The organism is Streptomyces sp. NPDC043685 (assembly GCF_056436585.1).
In genome coordinates this window covers 873,191-890,753 of the sequence record NZ_JBWKCH010000003.1, presented here as the reverse complement: position 1 = coordinate 890,753, position 17,563 = coordinate 873,191, and the positions used below count along the sequence as shown (strand labels likewise).

Below are 17,563 nucleotides of genomic sequence, written 5' to 3'. Positions count from 1 at the left end.
CGCGGGAGAACGAGCGTTCTCCGGCTGGCTGCTACCGTAGGAGAACGCTCGTTCTCCCGTCAAGGAAGGGTCGTTCATGGACAGCGCAGCGGCCCGGGTGCGGGCCTTGGACGCCGCCGAGGAGCTCTTCTACGGGCGGGGTGTGCGCGCCGTCGGCATGGACGACGTCCGCGGCGCCTCCGGTGTCTCGCTCAAGCGGCTCTACCAGCTGTTCCCGTCCAAGGAGCATCTGGTGGTGGCGTATCTGGAGCGGCGCGACACACGCTGGCGCGGGCAGCTGGCCGCGCATGTCGAGCGGCACGGGGAGCCGCGGGAGCGGATCCTGGCCGTCTTCGACCGGCTCGGGGAGTGGTTCGGCGAGCCGGGCTTCCGTGGCTGCGCCTGGCTGAACGCGTACGGCGAGCTGGGGGCCGGCTCGGCGCGTGTGGCCGCCCTGGTGCGCGCGCACAAGCGGGCGTTCCGGGAGTACCTCGGCTCGCTCACGGCGGACGCGGGACTGCCCGACGCGCTGGCCGGGCAGCTGTTCCTGCTGGCCGAGGGCGCCATGGTCACGGCGGGCGTCACCGGGAGCGCCGGACCCGCGGCCGAGGCGCGCGAGGCGGCCCGGCGGCTCCTGGACGCCGTGTGAGATCCCGCCTCATAGCACTGTCAGCGCACCGTCTCGGACACGGTGATGGCGCTGACCGGGCAGGCGCGTGCCGCCTCCCGCAGCAGCGGACTGCCGCTGTCCGACGCACCCGGCAGGAGGGTGCTGAAGCCCTCGTCGTCCTGGGTGAACACCGCCGGGGCGGTGAGGGCGCACTGCCCCGCGCCGATGCAGAGGTGCTGGTCGATGTCGATGTGCATGGCGCACGCCCTTACCAGGTCACGGGGAGTTCCAGCATCCCCTGGATCGTGTCGCCCGGCTTGAAGGGGATCTCCTCGGCCGGTACGGCCAGGCGCAGGGCGGGGAGCCGGTCGAAGAGGCTGCGCAGGGCGATCTCCAGCTCGGCGCGGGCGAGGTTCTGCCCGAGGCACTGGTGGATGCCGAAACCGAACGCCACGTGGTGACGGGCCGGGCGGCTCCAGTCGAGTGTGTCCGGCTCCGGATAGACCGTCTCGTCGCGGTTGATGAGGGAGGTCGCGAAGACCACGCCCTCGCCCTTGCGGATGGTCGTCCCGGCCACCTCGATGTCCTCGACGGCCAGGCGCAGCATGCCGTCCGCGATCGACAGCATCCGCATCAGCTCCTCTACCGCGGCCGGCAGCAGCCGCCAGTCCGCGCGGAGTTCGGCGAGCCGTTCGGGGTGCTGGAGCAGGGTGAAGGTGCCGAGCGAGATCATGTTGGCGGTCGTCTCGTGGCCCGCGACCAGCAGGATGAGGGCCATGGCGATCAGGCCCTCGCGGTCGAGGCCGCCCTCGCTCGGCCGGCGGTGGACCAGGTCGTCCAGCAGGCCGGTGCCGGGTTCGCGCCGCTTGCGGTCGATCAGCTCGCCGAAGTACGTCTCCAGCAGGTCGCGGGCGTCCAGCACATCGGCGGTCTCCGGGCCGCGCAGCAGCCGTCGCGACTGGGTCTCGAAGAAGTCGTGGTCGGCGTACGGGACGCCCAGCAGGGCGCAGATCACCATGGACGGCACGGGCAGCGCGAAGGCGCTCACCAGGTCCGCCGCGGGGCCCTCGGCGATCATCGCGTCGAGTCGTTCGTCCACGATCTGCTGGATGCGTGGCCGGAGTTCGACGGCCCGCTTGAGGGTGAAGTCCCCGACGACCATCCGCCGCTGGGCGCGATGCTCGGGGTCGTCGACGCCGAGCAGGGCCGTCCTGCGGTTGCGGATCCCGGCGAAGCGCTTGGTGGGGGCGGGGAAGCCGGGCCGGTCGCGGTTGGACGACAGGCGCGGGTCGGCCAGCAGCGCGCGGGCGGTGGCGTGTCCGCTGACGAGCCAGGCCTCGCGTCCGTCGAAGAGGGTGATCCGGCTCAGGGGGCGCTCGGCGCGCAGGGCGTCGTAGGCGGCGGGCGGGTGATAGGGACAGGTCCGGCTCTGGGGGAAGGCGACGGGTGCGGTCGTGTCCGTCATGGAGACCTCGCAGACGAGTAGAACGTCGTGCCGATCTTCATTAGATGCCCCAGGCATCTAAGGGGGCGACGCGAAGTTCGGCCAGATCGGCTGCGGGGTCGACATGGCCGGGGAGTGCCGTCCTCTTGTTCGAAACCGGGGGACCGTCACGGGTGGTACGGCCCCGGCGCCCCCGTCTCCGGGCCCACAGAAGCCGGCGCCGGTGCGAAAACCGGTTGCCCGCGCGGCGGGTCAGGCCGCAGGATCCGGCCATGTCTACGTTCACCGTGCTCCTGCCGTCGTCCGTCGCCGTTCCCGCCGCGGCCCGACAGCAGCGCACCGGCCGCCGGGGAGGACCGACGCCGCCGCGGTCATGACGGCCGCGCTCGTCGCGGGGCTGCTCGCCGGGTACGGCATCGCCGTGCCCGTGGGCGCCGTCGGGACCTACCTCGTCTCCCTCACCGCCCGCACCTCCCTGCGCACCGGCGTCTGCGCCGCGCTCGGCGTCGCCACCGCCGACGGGCTCTACGCCCTCGCCGCCACCCTCGGCGGCACGGCCCTGGCGTCCGCGCTGCGGCCGGTGCTCGGGCCGCTGCGGTGGGTCTGCGTGCTGGTGCTGCTCGCGCTCGCGGCACGGGGCGCGGTCATCGCGCTGCGCGAGTACCGCGGCCGGCGGCTCGCGGCCCGTACCGCCCCCGCTCCCCCGGGCCCCGCCCGGGCCTATCTGGGCCTGCTGGGCATCACGCTGCTGAACCCCACCACCGTCATCTACTTCGCGGCCCTCGTGCTCGGTTCCCGGGCCACCGGTCCCGCCGGCTTCCTGGAACAGGGCGTCTTCGTGCTGGCGGCCTTCGCCGCCTCCGCGAGCTGGCAGGTGCTGCTGGCCGGGGGCGGAGCCCTGCTGGGCCGTGCGCTGACCGGCCGTCGGGGGCGACTGGCGACGGCACTGGTGGCGAGCGCCGTGATGACGGCTCTGGCCGTGCGGATGGCGCTCGCCCCGGGGTGAGGTCCGGTTCCGGCCGGATCCGGCGGGGCGGATGATTCCCGCGCGTACGGGTGTTGACGACAGGTGGCAAGGAGCCGCGGACGCGACGATGGGACGGATGTCATGCCTCTCGAGGGCGAGTACGAACCCAGCCCGACACAGTGGGTGCGCAAGCAGGTGGAGCTGTACGAGAGCTCCGGCGGCACGGAGGGGACGACGCTGCAGGGCTCGAACATGCCGGTCGTCGTCCTGACCTCACGCGGTGCCCGGAGCGGGAAACTGCGCAAGACGCCGGTGATGCGCGTGGAGCACGAGGGGCGTTACGCCGTGGTGGCCTCCCTCGGCGGGTCGCCCAAGCACCCCGTCTGGTACTTCAACCTGCTGGCCCACCCGCACGTGGAGCTCCAGGACGGGCCCGTGAAGCAGGACATGACCGCCCGTGAGGTCTCGGGCGAGGAGAAGGCGCGGTGGTGGGAGCGGGCCGTCGCGGCCTATCCCGCGTACGCCGACTACCAGAAGAAGACGGACCGGGAGATCCCGGTGTTCGTGCTGGAGCCGGCCGCGGCCGGCTGAGACGGGGCCGGCCGCCCGGTTGGGGCAGCCGGCGCACAACGTCCTCCCCCGTGGGTGTGAACCTGCCGCGACGGGGCAAGCGAGGTTCAGGCCCCGCCGCGTTCCCCCGTCGCGGCGGGGCTTTCCGCTGCCTCGCGCGCGGGCCGGTCGGTCACGTCCAGGAATATCTCGGCCGCCTCGGGCACCGTATGGGCGATGGAGCGCTTGATGCGGACGGCGACCTCCTCCACGCGCTCGCTGTCCAGGCCGGGCATCAGGTCGACGCGGGCGGCCACCAGGGCCGTGTCGAGGCCGGTCTTCATCGTGAACAGCGCCTCCACGCTGTCGATCTCCGGCTGGGCCCGCAGCAGCGACTCGATCCGCGCACTCGACTCCGGGTCGGCCGCCTCGCCGATCAGCTGGTCGCGGGCGTCACGGCCCAGCCGGAAGGCCACGTAGACCAGCAGCGCGCCGATCGCGAGCGAGGCCGACGCCTCCCACACCACCTGGCCGGTGACCATGTGCAGCGCCATGCCCACGATGGCCAGGGTGACGCCCAGCACCGCGGTGCCGTCCTCGGCGACGACCGTGCGCAGGGCCGGGTCGCGCATCCCGGCGCCCGCCCCGCCCTGCCGGCGCACCTGATACAGCGCCCGCACCAGTGAACCGCCCTCCGCGAGGAGGGCGATCCCGAGCACGATCAGGCCCGCCACATAGCCTCCGAGTTCCTCCTCCGCACCGCTCGTGAGGGCCTCGAAGCCCTGGAAGAAGGAGAAGCAGCCTCCCATCACGAAGATCCCCACGGCGGCGAGGAGCGACCAGAAGAACCGCTCCTTGCCGTACCCGAAGGGATGACGGCGGTCGGCGGGGCGCCGGCTGCGGCGCAGCGCCGCGAGCAGGAACACCTCGTTGAGACTGTCGGCCACCGAATGGGCCGCCTCGGACAACAGGGCCGGCGACCCCGCTGCCAGTCCGCCGATGGCCTTGGCCACCGCGATCACCAGATTGGCCGCGAGCGCCACCAGCACGGTGACGCGTGTCCTGCGATCACTTCCCTCATCAGTCACCTCCGCCGATTGCCCCGGTCGGCGGTGCTCACACCGTGCCGTCGGCGGAAAACGGGGAACGCGTTCACCAGGGTCCACGTACGGCAAGGAGGTCACCCCCATGAGCCGCGACGACGGCGACGACGGCAACACCGGTTACGGGAGGAAGGCGTTCAAACGGTCCAAGGCGCATTTCGCGGACCGCATCACCGCGGACGGCCGGGACGGCTGGCCGGTGGAGGCCGGCCGCTACCGCCTGGTCGTCAGCCGCGCCTGCCCCTGGGCGAGCCGGTCGCTGGTCTCCCGGCGGCTGCTCGGTCTGGAGGACTCCCTGTCCCTGGCCGTCGCCGACCCGATCCAGGACGACCGCAGCTGGCGCTTCACCCTGGACGAGGACGGTCGCGACCCGGTCCTCGGCATCCGCTATCTCAGCGAGGCCTACGACCGGCGCGAGCGCGACTACCCCGGCGGGGTCAGTGTGCCGGCGATCGTGGACGTGCCCAGCGGGCGGCTGGTGACCAACGACTACCAGCAGCTCACCCTCGACCTCGCGACGGAGTGGACGGCCCTGCACCGGGACGGCGCCCCGGACCTGTACCCGGACAAGCTGCGCGACGAGATCGACGAGGTGATGGCGGACGTCTACGAGGACGTCAACAACGGCGTCTACCGAGCGGGTTTCGCCACCGGGCAGGAGGAGTACGAGGCAGCCTGCGCGGGCGTGTTCGGGCGGCTGGAGTCACTCGCGGCCCGGCTGGAGCGGCAGCGGTACCTCGTCGGCGACACGATCACCGAGGCGGACATCCGGCTGTTCACCACGCTGGTCCGCTTCGACGCGGTCTACCACGGCCACTTCAAGTGCAACCGCTGGAAGCTGACGGAGAACCAGGTGCTGTGGGGTTACGTCCGCGACCTGTACCAGACGCCCGGGTTCGGCGACACCGTCGACTTCGACCACATCAAGCGCCACTACTACCGGGTGCACACGGGCATCAACCCGACCGGCATCGTGCCGCTGGGCCCGGACCTGTCCGGCTGGCTGACCCCGCACCGGCGTGAGGAGCTGGGCGGCAGGCCGTTCGGTGACGGCACACCGCCCGGGCCGGTCCGCGCCGAGGAGCGGATCCCGGCGGCGCCCACCCCCTGACCACCCTCATTCCCCCCTTATTACGAGCGATCAAGGAGTTCTCGTGGCCAAGAAGAAGAAGATGTCCCTCGCGTACCAGCCCCTCGGGTTCGTGCTCGGCTGGTCGGGCGGCTGGCTGGGCGGGCTGGCCTTCCGCAAGGCGTGGATGGCGATCCGGCACGAGGAGGACGCGCCGGACGCGCTGGACAAGGACCGCGGCTGGGGCGAAGTGCTGCTGGCCGCCGCGATCCAGGGCGCCATCTTCGCGGTGGTGCGCAGCGCCGTGGACCGGGCGGGCGCCAAGGCCATCGAGCGTTCGACGGGCACCTGGCCCGCCGGCGAGAAGGGCGGCCGGGACTGACGACGGCGCGGCCCCGCCCGGCTTCTGCCGGGCGGGGCCGTTTCGTGTGCGCCCTGCCGTCCGCCGCTGCCCGTGGGGTGCTGGTGCTCAGCCCTGCTTGGGCGCCGTCGGCGCGGTGCGCCGCAGGGTGAAGGAGTGGCCCGCCGGGTCGGCGTAGCCGCGCTCCTCCAGGGGCCCCGAGGGCTCCTTGGCTTCCAGGGGGCGGCCGCCGAGACCGATGACCCGGCGTTCCACCGCGTCGAGGTCGTCGACCACGAACTCCAGGTGGGCCTGGAGGGAGTTCTCGGGACGTGGCCAGCTGGGCGGGGTCGCGTTGACGTCCCGGCGCAGTGCGATCCGGAAGCCGTCGGCGCTCTTGATCTCCACCCGGTTGGCGGTGGCGTCCGACTCCTCCCCCTCCAGCAGTTCCTTGTAGAACACGGCGAGTTTCTCGGGCTCGGCGCAGTCGAGCACGAGGACCCCCGCTTTCACCAGTGCCATGTCTCCTCCGCAGGATTCCGGTCGCGGGGCGGTCGTGCCCCGCGGACCCGTACCTTGCGGATATCCCGGACCGGCGGATTCAGTCGGTCTTCAACCACCGTCCGTCGCCCATGAGTTCGCGCCGCGCGTGAGGGCGGTGAGGTCATGGTTCCGGTGTGACGGGGTCTCCCCCGCGCCCCCGCCGCACGACCGGGGATTCCGGTTGTCCCAGGGAGGGTGGGAGTGTACGCAGCTCAACACCTTTCGGCAGTAACCGAGATCACGGTCCGGTCACGAATGGCGCATTAGCGCCTTGGGCAGCCTCGTACCGCTTCTCGCTTCAACTTTCGAGGCGGGAAGTCCAGTTCGAGTGTGCGGGCGGTCCTGCTGACCGTCCGCTCCCAGGGGTGGAGGGACTCAGCGTTCCGCCTCCCGAAAGGAAACGCATGCCTCAGGACGCCCGGTTCGACCTGCCCTACGACACCCCGTGGCGTCGACGCGGCAGTCGTACCCCCCGCGGTCGTTCGTAGCGAGCCGAAGCCGGTCGCGTGAGTCCGGCTGTCCGGCGAGGCCGTCGCCGAAAGCACAGAACATTCCCGGACACGGCCGTCAACGACCACGGTCGATCGATTCCGTTGCCAGGACCACAGCCCATTGGGAGACCGGTGTGAAATCTCGAGTCGCAGGTGCCGTTCCGAAGACGTCCGTCGACAGCTCGCTCCCGGCGCAGCCGAGCGCCCAACTCCAGCCCACGGAGGCGGGAAACGCCCTGGCCCGCCTTCTGGTGGACCACATCAACGGGAGCACGGAGCAGTACCGAAGGTCCCAGAACGCCCTTCAGCAGCGGCTGAACGCGTTCGGCTCCCCCCACTCCTCCAGCACCACGCTGCATGTGGAGGGAGCCCTCCATCTGGCGCGGCCCGCGTTCCTCCCGCCCGACGAGGAGGGCTACGCCAGGTTGCGGCACCTGGACGCCGGCCTGCGCATGATCGAAGCAGCCTTCCCCCAGGTCAGCACCGACATCGAGGTGTGCAGACTCGCCTGCGCGATGCTGGAGGGGGCCTGGAGGAGCCGGGCACTCACCCCGCCGCCGCGCGAGGAGGAGCAGACGACCGTCTGCGCCTGCCCTCTGTGCCGCCGGCTGCCCACGCCCCCCGCGCGCACGCTGGACGACTACCGCTGGCGGCAGAGCGCCGGTCGTCCCCTCACCGTCAAGACCTGGCCCTACCGCCGGGAACTCGACAGCGTCCTGACCGGTGGCTGGTCCTGGACCCGGCAGATGAACGACCTCGAACGAGACCTCGGCCATCGCCACCGCTTCGAGGACGACATCCTCGTCTTCCACGAGTACAAGCGCGTGGTCGACACCATCGACACAGCGCTCCTCACCCGGCACGTCGAAGACCGCCTGGTCGAGGACTTCAGCACCAACAGCGCACGGGCCCTGGTCTCCGGACTCTTCGCAGCCCACAAGCGCTCCGTCGACGAGTACTGGCTCCAGCAGCACGAGGCGGGCAGCGTCGTGCTCCCCCAGACCAACCCGCTCAGCCAGAGCGCCTACTCGGCCCTGCAGATGCTGGACTGCCTCTTCTGGCACGTCGCCCCCGACACCGAACTCTGGCAGGAGGAGAACCTCGCCTCCCTGCTGCTGTGCCGCGTCATCGACGACATGGCCGATGTACGGGCCGACGCCCTCACCGGCGAGATCAGCAACTTCTGGCTCGCCGACATGCCCACCCACACCAAGGCGCTCTACGCCGCCTGCGCGATAGCACTCGTCAAGTACGGCTGCACGCCCGAGGCCCACAGCGCGATGTGGAACACCTGGCTGATGACCACCACCATCGTCTGGATGGGGCTCACGGGCCGCCACGCCCTGTGGTTCGACGGCATCACCGAGGGCCTCCCCCCGGCCGAGGAGTGCCCGCTGTGCGACCTCCAGCCCAACCCGTGCACCGGCATCCTCACCCACGGCACCACCCTCACCATCGCCCCGCGGCCCACCGCACCGGAACTGAGCCCCCGGACCGCCGAGCTGTCCGCACGCTGCCGGGCCCAACACCCCGCGGCCTGGGCCCTCTTCGACGCCGAGCTCCATGCCTTCGAGGCACTGCACGGCCCCTGGTACGGCAACACGGACAGCACCTGGGAGATCTTGCGCCGCACCTACATCGCCGCCGTGGAGGCATCCAGCGCCGCTCCCTCGCCGGACCGCGCGCGTCAGATCCAGCAGGACGCCGGCGTAGTCGGATCCGAGACCTTCCACACCCTGCACGATCACCGGACCGGGCGGGAGGACACCGCACTGCTCGCCTACATGTTCGGCTGCGCCCATCCGCATTTCCTCTGGAACGCCACGGGCTACCGTCCCACGGGCGTCGCGGGCGACTGGCTCGACGGCTGACGCCTCGATGCGGTGACGGCCTGCCGAGCGGATGAGCCACCGCCCGCACCCACGCACGAAAGTCGCCCGGCCGGAAGCCGGCCGGGCGAGGGACTTCCGGTGTGGCCTAGACGGTGAACTCGACCGGCAGGCTGTCCAGCCGGGACTCCCACGTGGAGGCGGTCGAGCTGAGCTCGTCCGGCGGTACGGCCAGACGCAGGTCCGGCAGCCGGTGCAGCAGGACGTCCACGCCGATCTCGATGATGGACTGGCCGATGTTCTGCCCCGGGCACTCGTGCGGTCCGGCGCTGAACGCCAGGTGCGACTGGTTGCCCTGCACGGCGACGGCCGCTTCGGGCCGTACCTCCGGGTCGAGGTTGCCGGCGGCCAGGCCCAGGATGAGCAGTTCTCCCTCCTGGACGTGATGGCCTCCCAGCTCCAGGTCGGCGGTCGCGAACCGGCCCGGCAGCACGGACAGCGGCGGGGCGTCCCACATGACCTCTTCCACCACCGAGGAGATGTTCAGCTCCCCGCTGACCAGGCCGGACAGCCGGGCGGCGTCGGTGAGGACCCGTTGCAGGACCCGGGCCAGCAGATTGCTGGTGGTGGTGTGCGCGGCGATCAGCACCAGGCGCAGATGGCTGACGACCTCGTCGTGGTCGAGACCGGCCGGGTGCTCCAGCAGGGCCGTGGCGAAGTCTGAGCCCGGCTCGGCCCGCTTGCGCTCGGCGAGTTCCGCGAGGATCTCCATGATCCGCTCGTTGTGCTCGAGGGCGCCCTCACCGCCCTTGAAGACCTGGGCGCACGACTCGATCAGGCGGAGCCCGTCCGCCGCGGGAAGGCCCAGCATCCTGGTGAGCACGAGCATCGGCAGCTGCTCGGCGTAGTCGGCCACGAGATCGGCGCGCCCGGCGTCGGCGAACGTGTCGATCCGCTTGTTCGCGAAGTACGCCACGTGCCGCCGGATGCCCCGGGCAGCCGCCGCCTGCAACCCGTCGGTGACGGCGCCGCGCAGCCTGCGGTGCGGTTCGCCGTCCTGGGACACACAGTCGGGGCGCCAGCCGACCATCGGCATGATCGGCGAGGTCTCCTCGATCCGGCCCTCCCGCCAGTCCCGCCAGATCCGCGCGTCCCGGCTGAACTGGCGGGGGTTGTCGAGCACCCGCCGGTTGTCGCGGTAGCCGAGGACCAGCCACGCGGGGACGTCCCCTTCGAGCAGGACCGGCGCGACCGAGCCGTGCTCCTTGCGCAGCCGCTCGTAGATGCCCGCCGGGTCGGTCGCGGCTTCCGGGCCGTACAGCCGGGTCAGGTCGGCCCCGTGGTGGGCGACGGGGCAGCCCCGCACGGCCTGCAGGCCGGATTCGGTCGAGTCGTTCATCGGGGCTCCATGGCCACGGCCGAGCGTTCCTTCAGATGGTGGATCAGGGCGACGAGGACGTCCCGGCTGGAGGCCCGGTCGCGGGCGTCGAAGGCCACGACCGGGGTGTGCTCGGGGATGTCCAGGGCGTCCCGGATCTCCTCGACCGGATAGTTGCGGGAGTCGGGGAAGACGTTCAGGGCGACGACGAAGGGGACGTCCAGCCGCTCCATCTCCTCGATCGCCCGGAAGCTGGACTCCAGGCGGCGCGTGTCCACCAGGACCACCGCGCCGAGGGCCCCCTTGAACAGCCCGTTCCACAGGAACCAGAACCGTTCCTGCCCGGGCGTGCCGAACAGGTACAGCACCAGGCTCTCGTTGATGCCGATCTTGCCGAAGTCCAGGCTGACGGTGGTCTGCGTCTTGTCGGCGACGCCGATGAGGTGGTCGACGTCGGCGCTGGCCTGGGTGAGGGTCTCCTCGGTGGTGAGCGGCTTGATGTCGCTGACCGACCGGACCATGGTGGTCTTCCCGGTGCCGAACCCGCCGGCGATCATCACCTTCACCGAGCGGGTGTCCCCGGCCGAGCCTCCGGGTTGGTCAAAGCCTTTCAAGTCCACTGAGTACCTCCTCAAGGAGCGCGAGGTCGGGCCCGCGGCCGGCTTCGTGGGCCGGGATGGGGTTACGGGCTTCGACGCGACCTGCGTCCAGCAGGTCGGACAGCAGCACCGCGAGAATGTTGAAGGGGAGCCCGAGGTGAGCGCCGAGTTCGGCGACCGACAGCGGGTCGCGGCAGCGGCGGAGGATCTCCTCGTGCTCGTGCTGCATGCCCGGTAACGGGGCGGCGCGGGAGACGACGAGAGTCGCCACGTCGAGACTCGACGCCGAACCGCCCGGTCCGCTGCGCCCGCCGGTGAGGACGTAGTAGCGCTCGAGACCGGACGGGTCCGACGGCCTGCGGGGAGCACTCATCCAGAGTGCTCCTCCAGGCGAGGAGTGGTGCCGAGGAGCTCACCCATCCTGCGGGCCAGGTCCCTCATCTGGTGCCCGAGCAGGCCCTGGTCGAGGCCTTCCCTGGCGAGGACACCGAGGTACGTCTCCACACCGGCGCGCACGACGAAGAGGTGCCCGCCGTCCACCTCGATCATCGCCAGGCGCAACTGCCCGGCGTACTTGGGGAACTGCTCGGCGACCGGCTGGGCCAGGGCCTGCAGTCCGGCCACCACGGCGGCGAAGCGGTCGACGTCGTCGGGGTCTTCGGCGCCGTAGGAGGTGATGGCCTTGCCGTCGCTGGAGGCCACGAGGGCGAAGCGGATCTCCTGGATGCTCTCGACGAGATCGCGGAGCGCCCAGCTCACGTCTGTTCCTTGTTGCGTCATGAGGAGTGGTCGCTCTCTTCGGTGCGGTGCTCGGTGTACGCGCGGCCGGCGCGGGTGTCGCCGTCGTCGGCCGCCGGGGAGGCCTCCGCCGCGTCGCGTCCGGCGGTGGCGAAGGCGGCGAGGCCCGAGAAGGACGCGTCCGGCGGGACGGCGGCGACGGTTCCCCGGCCGGTCCGGTCGGTCCGCTCGGCCGGCTTGGACGCCTCCGTCTCGTTGCGCCTGCTGCGGCGCCGGGGCAGCCCGCCGGGCGTGGTCTCCCCGGTCTCGGCCGGCGGGGCGGACGTGGTGACCGTCTCGCGGGCCGGGGTGGCCGCGGCGGCGCGGACCTCCTGAGCGGGTGGGGCCGGTGCGGTCACGGCCGTGGGCAGCGGGCTGAAGTACTTGTGCGGGACCACGACCACCACGGAGGTGCCGAGCCACGGCGAGTCCGCGAAGGTGACGCGGATGCCGTAGCGACGGGCCAGGGCGCCGACGACCCGGAGGCCGATGCTGGCGTCCTCGGTGATGCCGCCGAGGCCCGCGCCGGGCGCGGTGCCCGCGAGGGCGTGCTCGGCCTCGCGCTTCTTCTCCTCGCTCAGGCCCTTGCCGGAGTCCTGGATCTCGATGCCGACGCCGTTGGGCACCTCCTTGCCGGAGATGAGGACCGGCTCGGTGGGCGGCGAGTAGCGGGCCGCGTTGTCCAGGAGGTGGGCCAGGATCAGCGTGAGGTGGTCCACCAGGCCGCCGTCGACGCCGAGTTCGGGCAGATGGCGCACCTGGATCCGGTGGAAGTCCTTGATCCGGCCGATGCCTCCGCGCACCACGCTCAGCAGCCGCTGCGGCTCCTGCCACTGCCGGCCGGGCCGGTCCGAGCCGCCGAGCACACCGATGCTCGCGGCGAGGGAGTCGGCGGGGCCGAGCTCCTGGTCGAGCTCCATCAGGCCGCGGGCGACGGCGGGCAGCCGGCCGTGCTCGCCCTGCATCTCGTGCAGCCGGCCGCGGAGCTTGCTGGTCAGGACGTGGATGCGGTTGCCGATGCTGATCACGGCCTGCTCGGCGGAGGTGGAGCGGTCGAACTCCGCCTCCAGGCCGATCAGGGAGGTGCGCAGCAGCTTGCGCAGTTCGGCCTGGAGTTCCGCACTGACCTTGGCGCACTGGCTGACCGTGGGCAGCAGGTCGTCGACGGCCTCGCCGGCGCGCAGCTTCTCCATCGCGTCGGGCAGCTGTTCGTCGGCGAGCAGGGCGACGGCCGCGAGCTGGTGGGAGAGCTGCTCCTGCCAGGCCTCGGCCTGCTCGGCGAGCCGGGCCTCGTAGGACGTGGTCTGTTCGGTCAGCCGCTCCTCATAGGCCCGGGACCGCTCGGTGAGCTGTGCCTCGTATGCAGCGCTCTGGTCGGCGAGCTGCGTCTCGTACGCGGCGCTCTGGTCGGCCAGGCGCCGTTCATAGGTCGCGTTCTGCTCGTTGAGCCGGGATTCCAGCCCGGCGCGATCGGCGGCGAACTTGCGTTCCAGGCCTGCCACATGCTGCTGCCACTGCTGGTTGTGCTCGGCCTGCGTGGCACGGAAGGAGGTCTCCGCCCGGTGCAGTTGGGCCCGGGTGCGCAGCAGCAGGCGTACGCACACGGCACCGGCCGCCGTCGCCGCGACTCCGGCGACGGCCGTGGTTATTCGCTCCGAGCTCATGAACGTGGCGGCAACGGTCCCGCCTCCCAAGCCCAGCGGCAACAACCACCAGCTGTACCAGGCGACAGGGGCCCGCGCCGCCGGTGGCGGAGTGGCGAGTTCCATCTGCATCCTTCGAGGCAACACGATCGAACGGGGGGGTGTGGACCGCACTCATGAGTACGCACCGCGAGTCGGCCGAACGCGATCGCGTCAACTCGCAGCGCCGATCGGAACCTTATCGGGTTTGGACCCGAAAGGATCAACCTCGCCCCCCGGCCGGAGGTGAGGGTTCCGTCACGTCGTGACGGAAGGCAACACGTCGACAAATGTCCTTGCTGGCAGTCGAATTGGACGATTGGCAGGTGGGACGGGTCGCCCTGGCGTCAGCGGGCCGTCTGGAACGTGCGGCGGTAGGCCTGCGGGGAGACGCCGATCGCCGCGTTGAGGTGCTGACGCAGGGAGGCGGCGGTCGCGAAACCGACCCGGCCGGCGATCTGATCCACTGTCAGGTCGCTGGACTCCAGCAGGTGCCGGGCCCGGGACACGCGCTGCTGGATCAGCCAGCGGCCGGGGCTGAGACCGACCTCGTCGTGGAAGCGGCGGGCGAAGGTGCGCTGGCTCATCCGGGCGTGGCCGGACAGATCGGCCAGGGTGAGCGGTTCACCAAGGCGCTCCAGGGCCCAGGCGCGGGTGGCGGCGGTGCTCGCGGGGCCCTGTTCGGGGACGGGCTGCTCGATGTACTGGGCCTGGCCGCCGTCCCGGAAGGGCGGGACGACGCAGCGGCGCGCGACACTGTTGGCCAGCCGGCTGCCGTGGTCCTTGCGCACGAGGTGCAGGCAGACGTCCACGCCGGAGGCGGCTCCGGCGGAGGTGAGGAAGGGGTGGTCGTCGACGAAGAGCACGTCCGGGTCGAGGTCGACGCGCGGGAACATGCGCCGGAACCGGTCGGCGACCTGCCAGTGGGTGGTCGCCCGGCGCCCGTCGAGCAGGCCGGCGGCGGCGAGGACGAAGGCGCCGGTGCAGATGGAGACGATGCGGGTGCCGGGGCGGATGAGCGCCAGCGCGGCCAGGACGTCGCCGGACACCTCGTCGGTGAGGTGGGCGGGCGCGACGGGTGCGATCACCACCGTGTCGGCCGTGGCGAGGGCCTCGGGGCCGTGCTCCACGGTGATGCCGAAGTCCGCGTTGGTGCGCACCGGACGGCCGTCGACCGAGCAGGTCAGGACCTCGTACCGGTCGTCGGCCGCGCCGAGGATCCGGCTGGGGATGCCCAGCTCGAAGGGGTACACCCCGTCCAGGGCCAGGACCACCACACGTTCACGTCGCATGGCACGATCCTATCGAAGGTTGGCAATCTTGCCATTGGCGACCGGCGTGCGGACCGGCACGCTGGTTGACCATGAGCACACAGAACACGATGCGAGCCATCAGCCAGGACGTCCTCGGCGGTCCCGAGGTCCTCAAGGAAGTGGAGATCGAGCGCCCGGCACCCAAGCCCAACGAGGTGCTGGTCCGGGTGCGGGCCGCCGGGGTCAACCCGACCGACTGGAAGCATCGCGCCACCGGCGGTTTCCTGGGCGAGCCGCCCTTCGTCCTCGGCTGGGACGTCTCCGGGGTGGTGGAGGCGGTCGGCATCGGTGTCGTGGCCTTCGCGCCCGGTGACGAGGTCTTCGGCATGCTGCCGTACCCCTACGGGCACGGCTCGCACGCCGAGTACGTCATCGCCCCCGTCCGGGCCCTGACCCGGAAGCCGGCCGGCGTCGACCACGCCCAGGCGGGCGCGCTCCCGCTGGTCTCGCTCACCGCCTGGCAGGCGCTGACCGAGCACGCGGACCTCCGGCCCGGGCAGCGGGTGCTGATCCACGCGGCGGCGGGCGGGGTCGGGCATGTGGCGGTGCAGATCGCCAAGGCGCGCGGCGCCTACGTGATCGGCACGGCCAGCGCGGGCAAGCACGGGTTCCTGCGCGAGCTCGGCGTCGACGAGACGATCGACTACCGCGAGACGGACGTCACCGAGGCAGTGAAGGACGTCGATGTCGTCCTGGACACGATCGGCGGCGACACCTCGCTGCACTCCCTGCGGGTGCTGCGCGTCGGCGGTGTGCTGGTCTCGATCCTCCCGGGCGGCTCGGATGAGCTCTACGAGCAGGCCGGGCGGCTCGGAGTGCGGGCGCTGCGGATGCTGGTGGACGCGGACCGCGGCGGCATGGAGGCGATCGCGGGCCTGATCGAGCAGGGGAAGCTGCGCGCCACGATCGCCGGGACGTTCCCGCTGTCGGACGCGGCCGAGGCGCACACCCTGGGAGACACCGGCCGCACGACGGGCAAACTGGTGCTGCTGAACGACTGACCGGGCGAACGGCGTGCCCGGGCGGCCGGTCGGGCGGGCCGACACGCGGGACCGGCCGCGCCGGGCACGAGGGCCGGGGCCCACCGAGCCGTGCGGGCGCGCGGCCCCGGGCACACCGAGCCACGCGGGCACGCAAGCCAGGGCACACCGAGCCACGCGGGAACACGGGCCCAGGGCACACCGCACAGCGCGGGCGCGCGGGCCGGACACACCGAGCCCCGCGGGCACGCGGGTCGGGGCACACCGCACAGCGCAGGCACGCGGGCCAGAGCCCACCCAGCCGCGCGAGCCTGCAAGTCGGGGCACACCCAACTCCGCAGGCACGCGGGTCGGGGCACACCGCACAGCGCGGGCACGCGGGGCCAGGACACACCGAGCCCCCCGGGCACGCGGGCCCAGGGCACATCCAGCCGCGCAGGCACGCGAGCCAGGACACAGCGAACAGCACAGGCACGCGGGCGCAGGGCACACACAGCCCGCAGGCACGCGAGCCAGGGCTTGCCTGTGGGCGCTGGGCTCGTCTTCGATCCGTCCGGTCGGGGCGGCTGGGTGGCCCGTGATCGGCGCATCCAGAGGACGGACGAGTTGCCAGAGGACCTGGCGGCCGTCCGCCCGGACCTCGCTACACCGCCCGAGCCGTACGGCCCGGCGGCGCCGCGCGGGCGTGAGGGGGCCGGGCCCCCGGGGGGCCGGTCAAGCGCCGACCCCGGCACGGTCCGCGACCAGGCCCGCAGGGCCGCGGAGCCGCCTGCGGCGGTGTCAGAACGTCAGAACCGGCTTGATCGTCTTGCCCGACCTCATGTCCTGGACCGCCCGGTCGATGTCCCCGAAGGGATACGTGCTGATCAGCCGGTGCAGCGGGAGGCGGCCGTCCTTCACCAGGCGGACCAGGGCCGGGATCATGGTCTGGGTCTCGCTGTCGCCGAGGGTGAGGCCGACGATCCGCTTGCCACCAAGGAGGCCGTTGACGTCGAGGGCGACCTCCGTGCCGAAGGGCGGGGCGCCGACGACGACCAGCGTGCCGCGGGCGGCCAGCGCGTCGACGCCCTGGCGCAGGACGGCGACGTTGCCCGTGGTCTCCACGATCCCGTCCGCGCCCTGCCCGCCGGTGATCTCGGCGAGGGCGGGGGCGAGGTCCGTCCCGCTGGTGTCGACGGTGTGGGTGGCGCCCAGTTCCCGGGCCAGCGACAGGCGTTCGGCGACCCGGTCGACGGCGACGATCCTGGTGGCGGGGGTGAGGGCGGCCGCCATCACGGCGGACAGGCCGACCGCTCCGGCGCCCAGGACCACGACCGTGCCGCCGGTCTGCGGTTTCAGGACGTTCCACACGGCCCCGACACCGGTCTGCACGCCGCAGCCCAGCGGGGCGATCGACTCCAGCGGCACGTCCGGGTCGACCTTGACGAGGCTGCGCTCGTCCGCCAGGGCCCGCTCGGCGAAGGAGGACTGGCCGAAGAAGTGGCCGCCGAGGGCCTGGCCGTCCCGGCTGATGGTGCTCGTTCCGTCGGCCCGGCTGCCGCCGATCAGGTTCAGCGGCAGCCACGTCGCGCAGTACGCGGGGTGCCCACCACGGCAGTTGCGGCAGTCACCGCAGGAGGTGAAGGAGAGCAGGACGTGGTCGCCGGGTGCGACGCCGGTGACGGCGGGGCCGACGGCCTCGACGACGCCCGCCCCCTCGTGACCGAGGACCCCGGGCAGGGGGAAGGGCAGTCCGCCGCTCGCCACCCCGAGGTCGGTGTGGCACAGACCGCCGGCGACCATGCGGACCAGCGCCTCGTGCGGGCCGGGCTCGTCGAGGACGACGTCGGAGAGGGTGAAGGGCGCGCCGCCGGACTCGACGACCGCGGCACGGGTGGTGGTGGGCATCGCGATGACTCCTTGACGGTGTC

18 protein-coding genes are annotated in these 17,563 nt (G+C 72.1%); 7 read left to right on the top strand and 11 right to left on the bottom strand.

Going from position 1 to position 17,563, the window contains the following annotated elements:
• The first annotated feature begins 76 nt into the window (after positions 1-76).
• Positions 77-628, top strand: coding sequence for a TetR/AcrR family transcriptional regulator (locus tag AC0665_RS13135; protein ID WP_468404667.1), 552 nt, complete (start codon positions 77-79; stop codon positions 626-628).
• A gap of 20 nt (positions 629-648) precedes the next feature.
• Here AC0665_RS13135 and AC0665_RS13130 read toward each other — a convergent pair whose 3' ends face one another.
• Together AC0665_RS13130 and AC0665_RS13125 are read right to left on the bottom strand one after the other, a co-directional pair.
• On the bottom strand, positions 649-846 hold the full coding sequence (locus tag AC0665_RS13130; protein WP_468404665.1) for a ferredoxin: 198 nt from the start codon (positions 844-846) through the stop codon (positions 649-651).
• A gap of 11 nt (positions 847-857) precedes the next feature.
• The gene (locus AC0665_RS13125) at positions 858-2,054 is read right to left on the bottom strand and encodes a cytochrome P450 (protein WP_468633002.1); all 1,197 of its coding nucleotides are present in this window, start codon (positions 2,052-2,054) and stop codon (positions 858-860) included.
• Between the two features lie 352 nt (positions 2,055-2,406).
• Between AC0665_RS13125 and AC0665_RS13120 the strand changes: the two genes are divergently transcribed.
• On the top strand, positions 2,407-3,039 hold the full coding sequence (locus AC0665_RS13120) for a LysE family transporter (protein WP_478705005.1): 633 nt from the start codon (positions 2,407-2,409) through the stop codon (positions 3,037-3,039).
• A 102-nt stretch (positions 3,040-3,141) separates the two neighbouring features.
• Positions 3,142-3,591 carry a nitroreductase family deazaflavin-dependent oxidoreductase gene (locus AC0665_RS13115; RefSeq protein ID WP_468632999.1) on the top strand — a complete coding sequence of 150 codons (450 nt, stop codon included), beginning with the start codon at positions 3,142-3,144 and terminating at the stop codon, positions 3,589-3,591.
• An 86-nt stretch (positions 3,592-3,677) separates the two neighbouring features.
• On the opposite strand, the gene AC0665_RS13110 is transcribed toward AC0665_RS13115, so the two are convergent.
• Entirely contained in the window at positions 3,678-4,598 is a 921-nt protein-coding gene (locus tag AC0665_RS13110; protein ID WP_468404875.1) for a cation diffusion facilitator family transporter, read from the bottom strand.
• 139 nt (positions 4,599-4,737) lie between these two features.
• On the opposite strand from AC0665_RS13110, the gene AC0665_RS13105 reads away from it, so the two are divergent.
• Both AC0665_RS13105 and AC0665_RS13100 read left to right on the top strand, forming a co-directional pair.
• The gene (locus AC0665_RS13105) at positions 4,738-5,763 is read left to right on the top strand and encodes a glutathione S-transferase family protein (protein WP_478705004.1); all 1,026 of its coding nucleotides are present in this window, start codon (positions 4,738-4,740) and stop codon (positions 5,761-5,763) included.
• A 43-nt stretch (positions 5,764-5,806) separates the two neighbouring features.
• A complete protein-coding gene (locus tag AC0665_RS13100; protein WP_468404655.1) occupies positions 5,807-6,103 on the top strand; it encodes a DUF4235 domain-containing protein in 297 nt (98 codons plus the stop codon).
• Positions 6,104-6,190: 87 nt separating this feature from the next.
• Here AC0665_RS13100 and AC0665_RS13095 read toward each other — a convergent pair whose 3' ends face one another.
• Positions 6,191-6,583, bottom strand: coding sequence for a VOC family protein (locus AC0665_RS13095; RefSeq protein WP_363116468.1), 393 nt, complete (start codon positions 6,581-6,583; stop codon positions 6,191-6,193).
• Positions 6,584-7,229: 646 nt separating this feature from the next.
• Here AC0665_RS13095 and AC0665_RS13090 point away from each other — a divergent pair.
• On the top strand, positions 7,230-8,966 hold the full coding sequence (locus tag AC0665_RS13090) for a hypothetical protein (RefSeq protein WP_478605492.1): 1,737 nt from the start codon (positions 7,230-7,232) through the stop codon (positions 8,964-8,966).
• Between the two features lie 106 nt (positions 8,967-9,072).
• Here the strand turns inward: AC0665_RS13090 and AC0665_RS13085 are convergent, their stop codons facing one another.
• The 6 genes from AC0665_RS13085 to AC0665_RS13060 form a co-directional block, all read right to left on the bottom strand.
• Complete coding sequence (locus AC0665_RS13085) at positions 9,073-10,323, bottom strand: cytochrome P450 (RefSeq protein WP_478605494.1); 1,251 nt, start codon at positions 10,321-10,323, stop codon at positions 9,073-9,075.
• A complete protein-coding gene (locus tag AC0665_RS13080; RefSeq protein ID WP_363116471.1) occupies positions 10,320-10,922 on the bottom strand; it encodes a GTP-binding protein in 603 nt (200 codons plus the stop codon). The genes AC0665_RS13085 and AC0665_RS13080 overlap by 4 nt, the downstream gene beginning before the upstream one ends.
• Entirely contained in the window at positions 10,903-11,274 is a 372-nt protein-coding gene (locus AC0665_RS13075) for a DUF742 domain-containing protein (protein ID WP_030845180.1), read from the bottom strand. The genes AC0665_RS13080 and AC0665_RS13075 overlap by 20 nt, the downstream gene beginning before the upstream one ends.
• Complete coding sequence (locus AC0665_RS13070; RefSeq protein ID WP_003994857.1) at positions 11,271-11,681, bottom strand: roadblock/LC7 domain-containing protein; 411 nt, start codon at positions 11,679-11,681, stop codon at positions 11,271-11,273. The genes AC0665_RS13075 and AC0665_RS13070 overlap by 4 nt, the downstream gene beginning before the upstream one ends.
• Entirely contained in the window at positions 11,678-13,447 is a 1,770-nt protein-coding gene (locus AC0665_RS13065) for a sensor histidine kinase (RefSeq protein ID WP_468404647.1), read from the bottom strand. The genes AC0665_RS13070 and AC0665_RS13065 overlap by 4 nt, the downstream gene beginning before the upstream one ends.
• Positions 13,448-13,707: 260 nt before the next feature.
• Complete coding sequence (locus AC0665_RS13060; protein ID WP_478705003.1) at positions 13,708-14,652, bottom strand: GlxA family transcriptional regulator; 945 nt, start codon at positions 14,650-14,652, stop codon at positions 13,708-13,710.
• A gap of 71 nt (positions 14,653-14,723) precedes the next feature.
• On the opposite strand from AC0665_RS13060, the gene AC0665_RS13055 reads away from it, so the two are divergent.
• On the top strand, positions 14,724-15,674 hold the full coding sequence (locus tag AC0665_RS13055; protein WP_478705002.1) for an NADP-dependent oxidoreductase: 951 nt from the start codon (positions 14,724-14,726) through the stop codon (positions 15,672-15,674).
• A gap of 759 nt (positions 15,675-16,433) precedes the next feature.
• Here AC0665_RS13055 and AC0665_RS13050 read toward each other — a convergent pair.
• On the bottom strand, positions 16,434-17,540 hold the full coding sequence (locus AC0665_RS13050) for an NAD(P)-dependent alcohol dehydrogenase (RefSeq protein ID WP_468632985.1): 1,107 nt from the start codon (positions 17,538-17,540) through the stop codon (positions 16,434-16,436).
• Positions 17,541-17,563 lie beyond the last annotated feature (23 nt).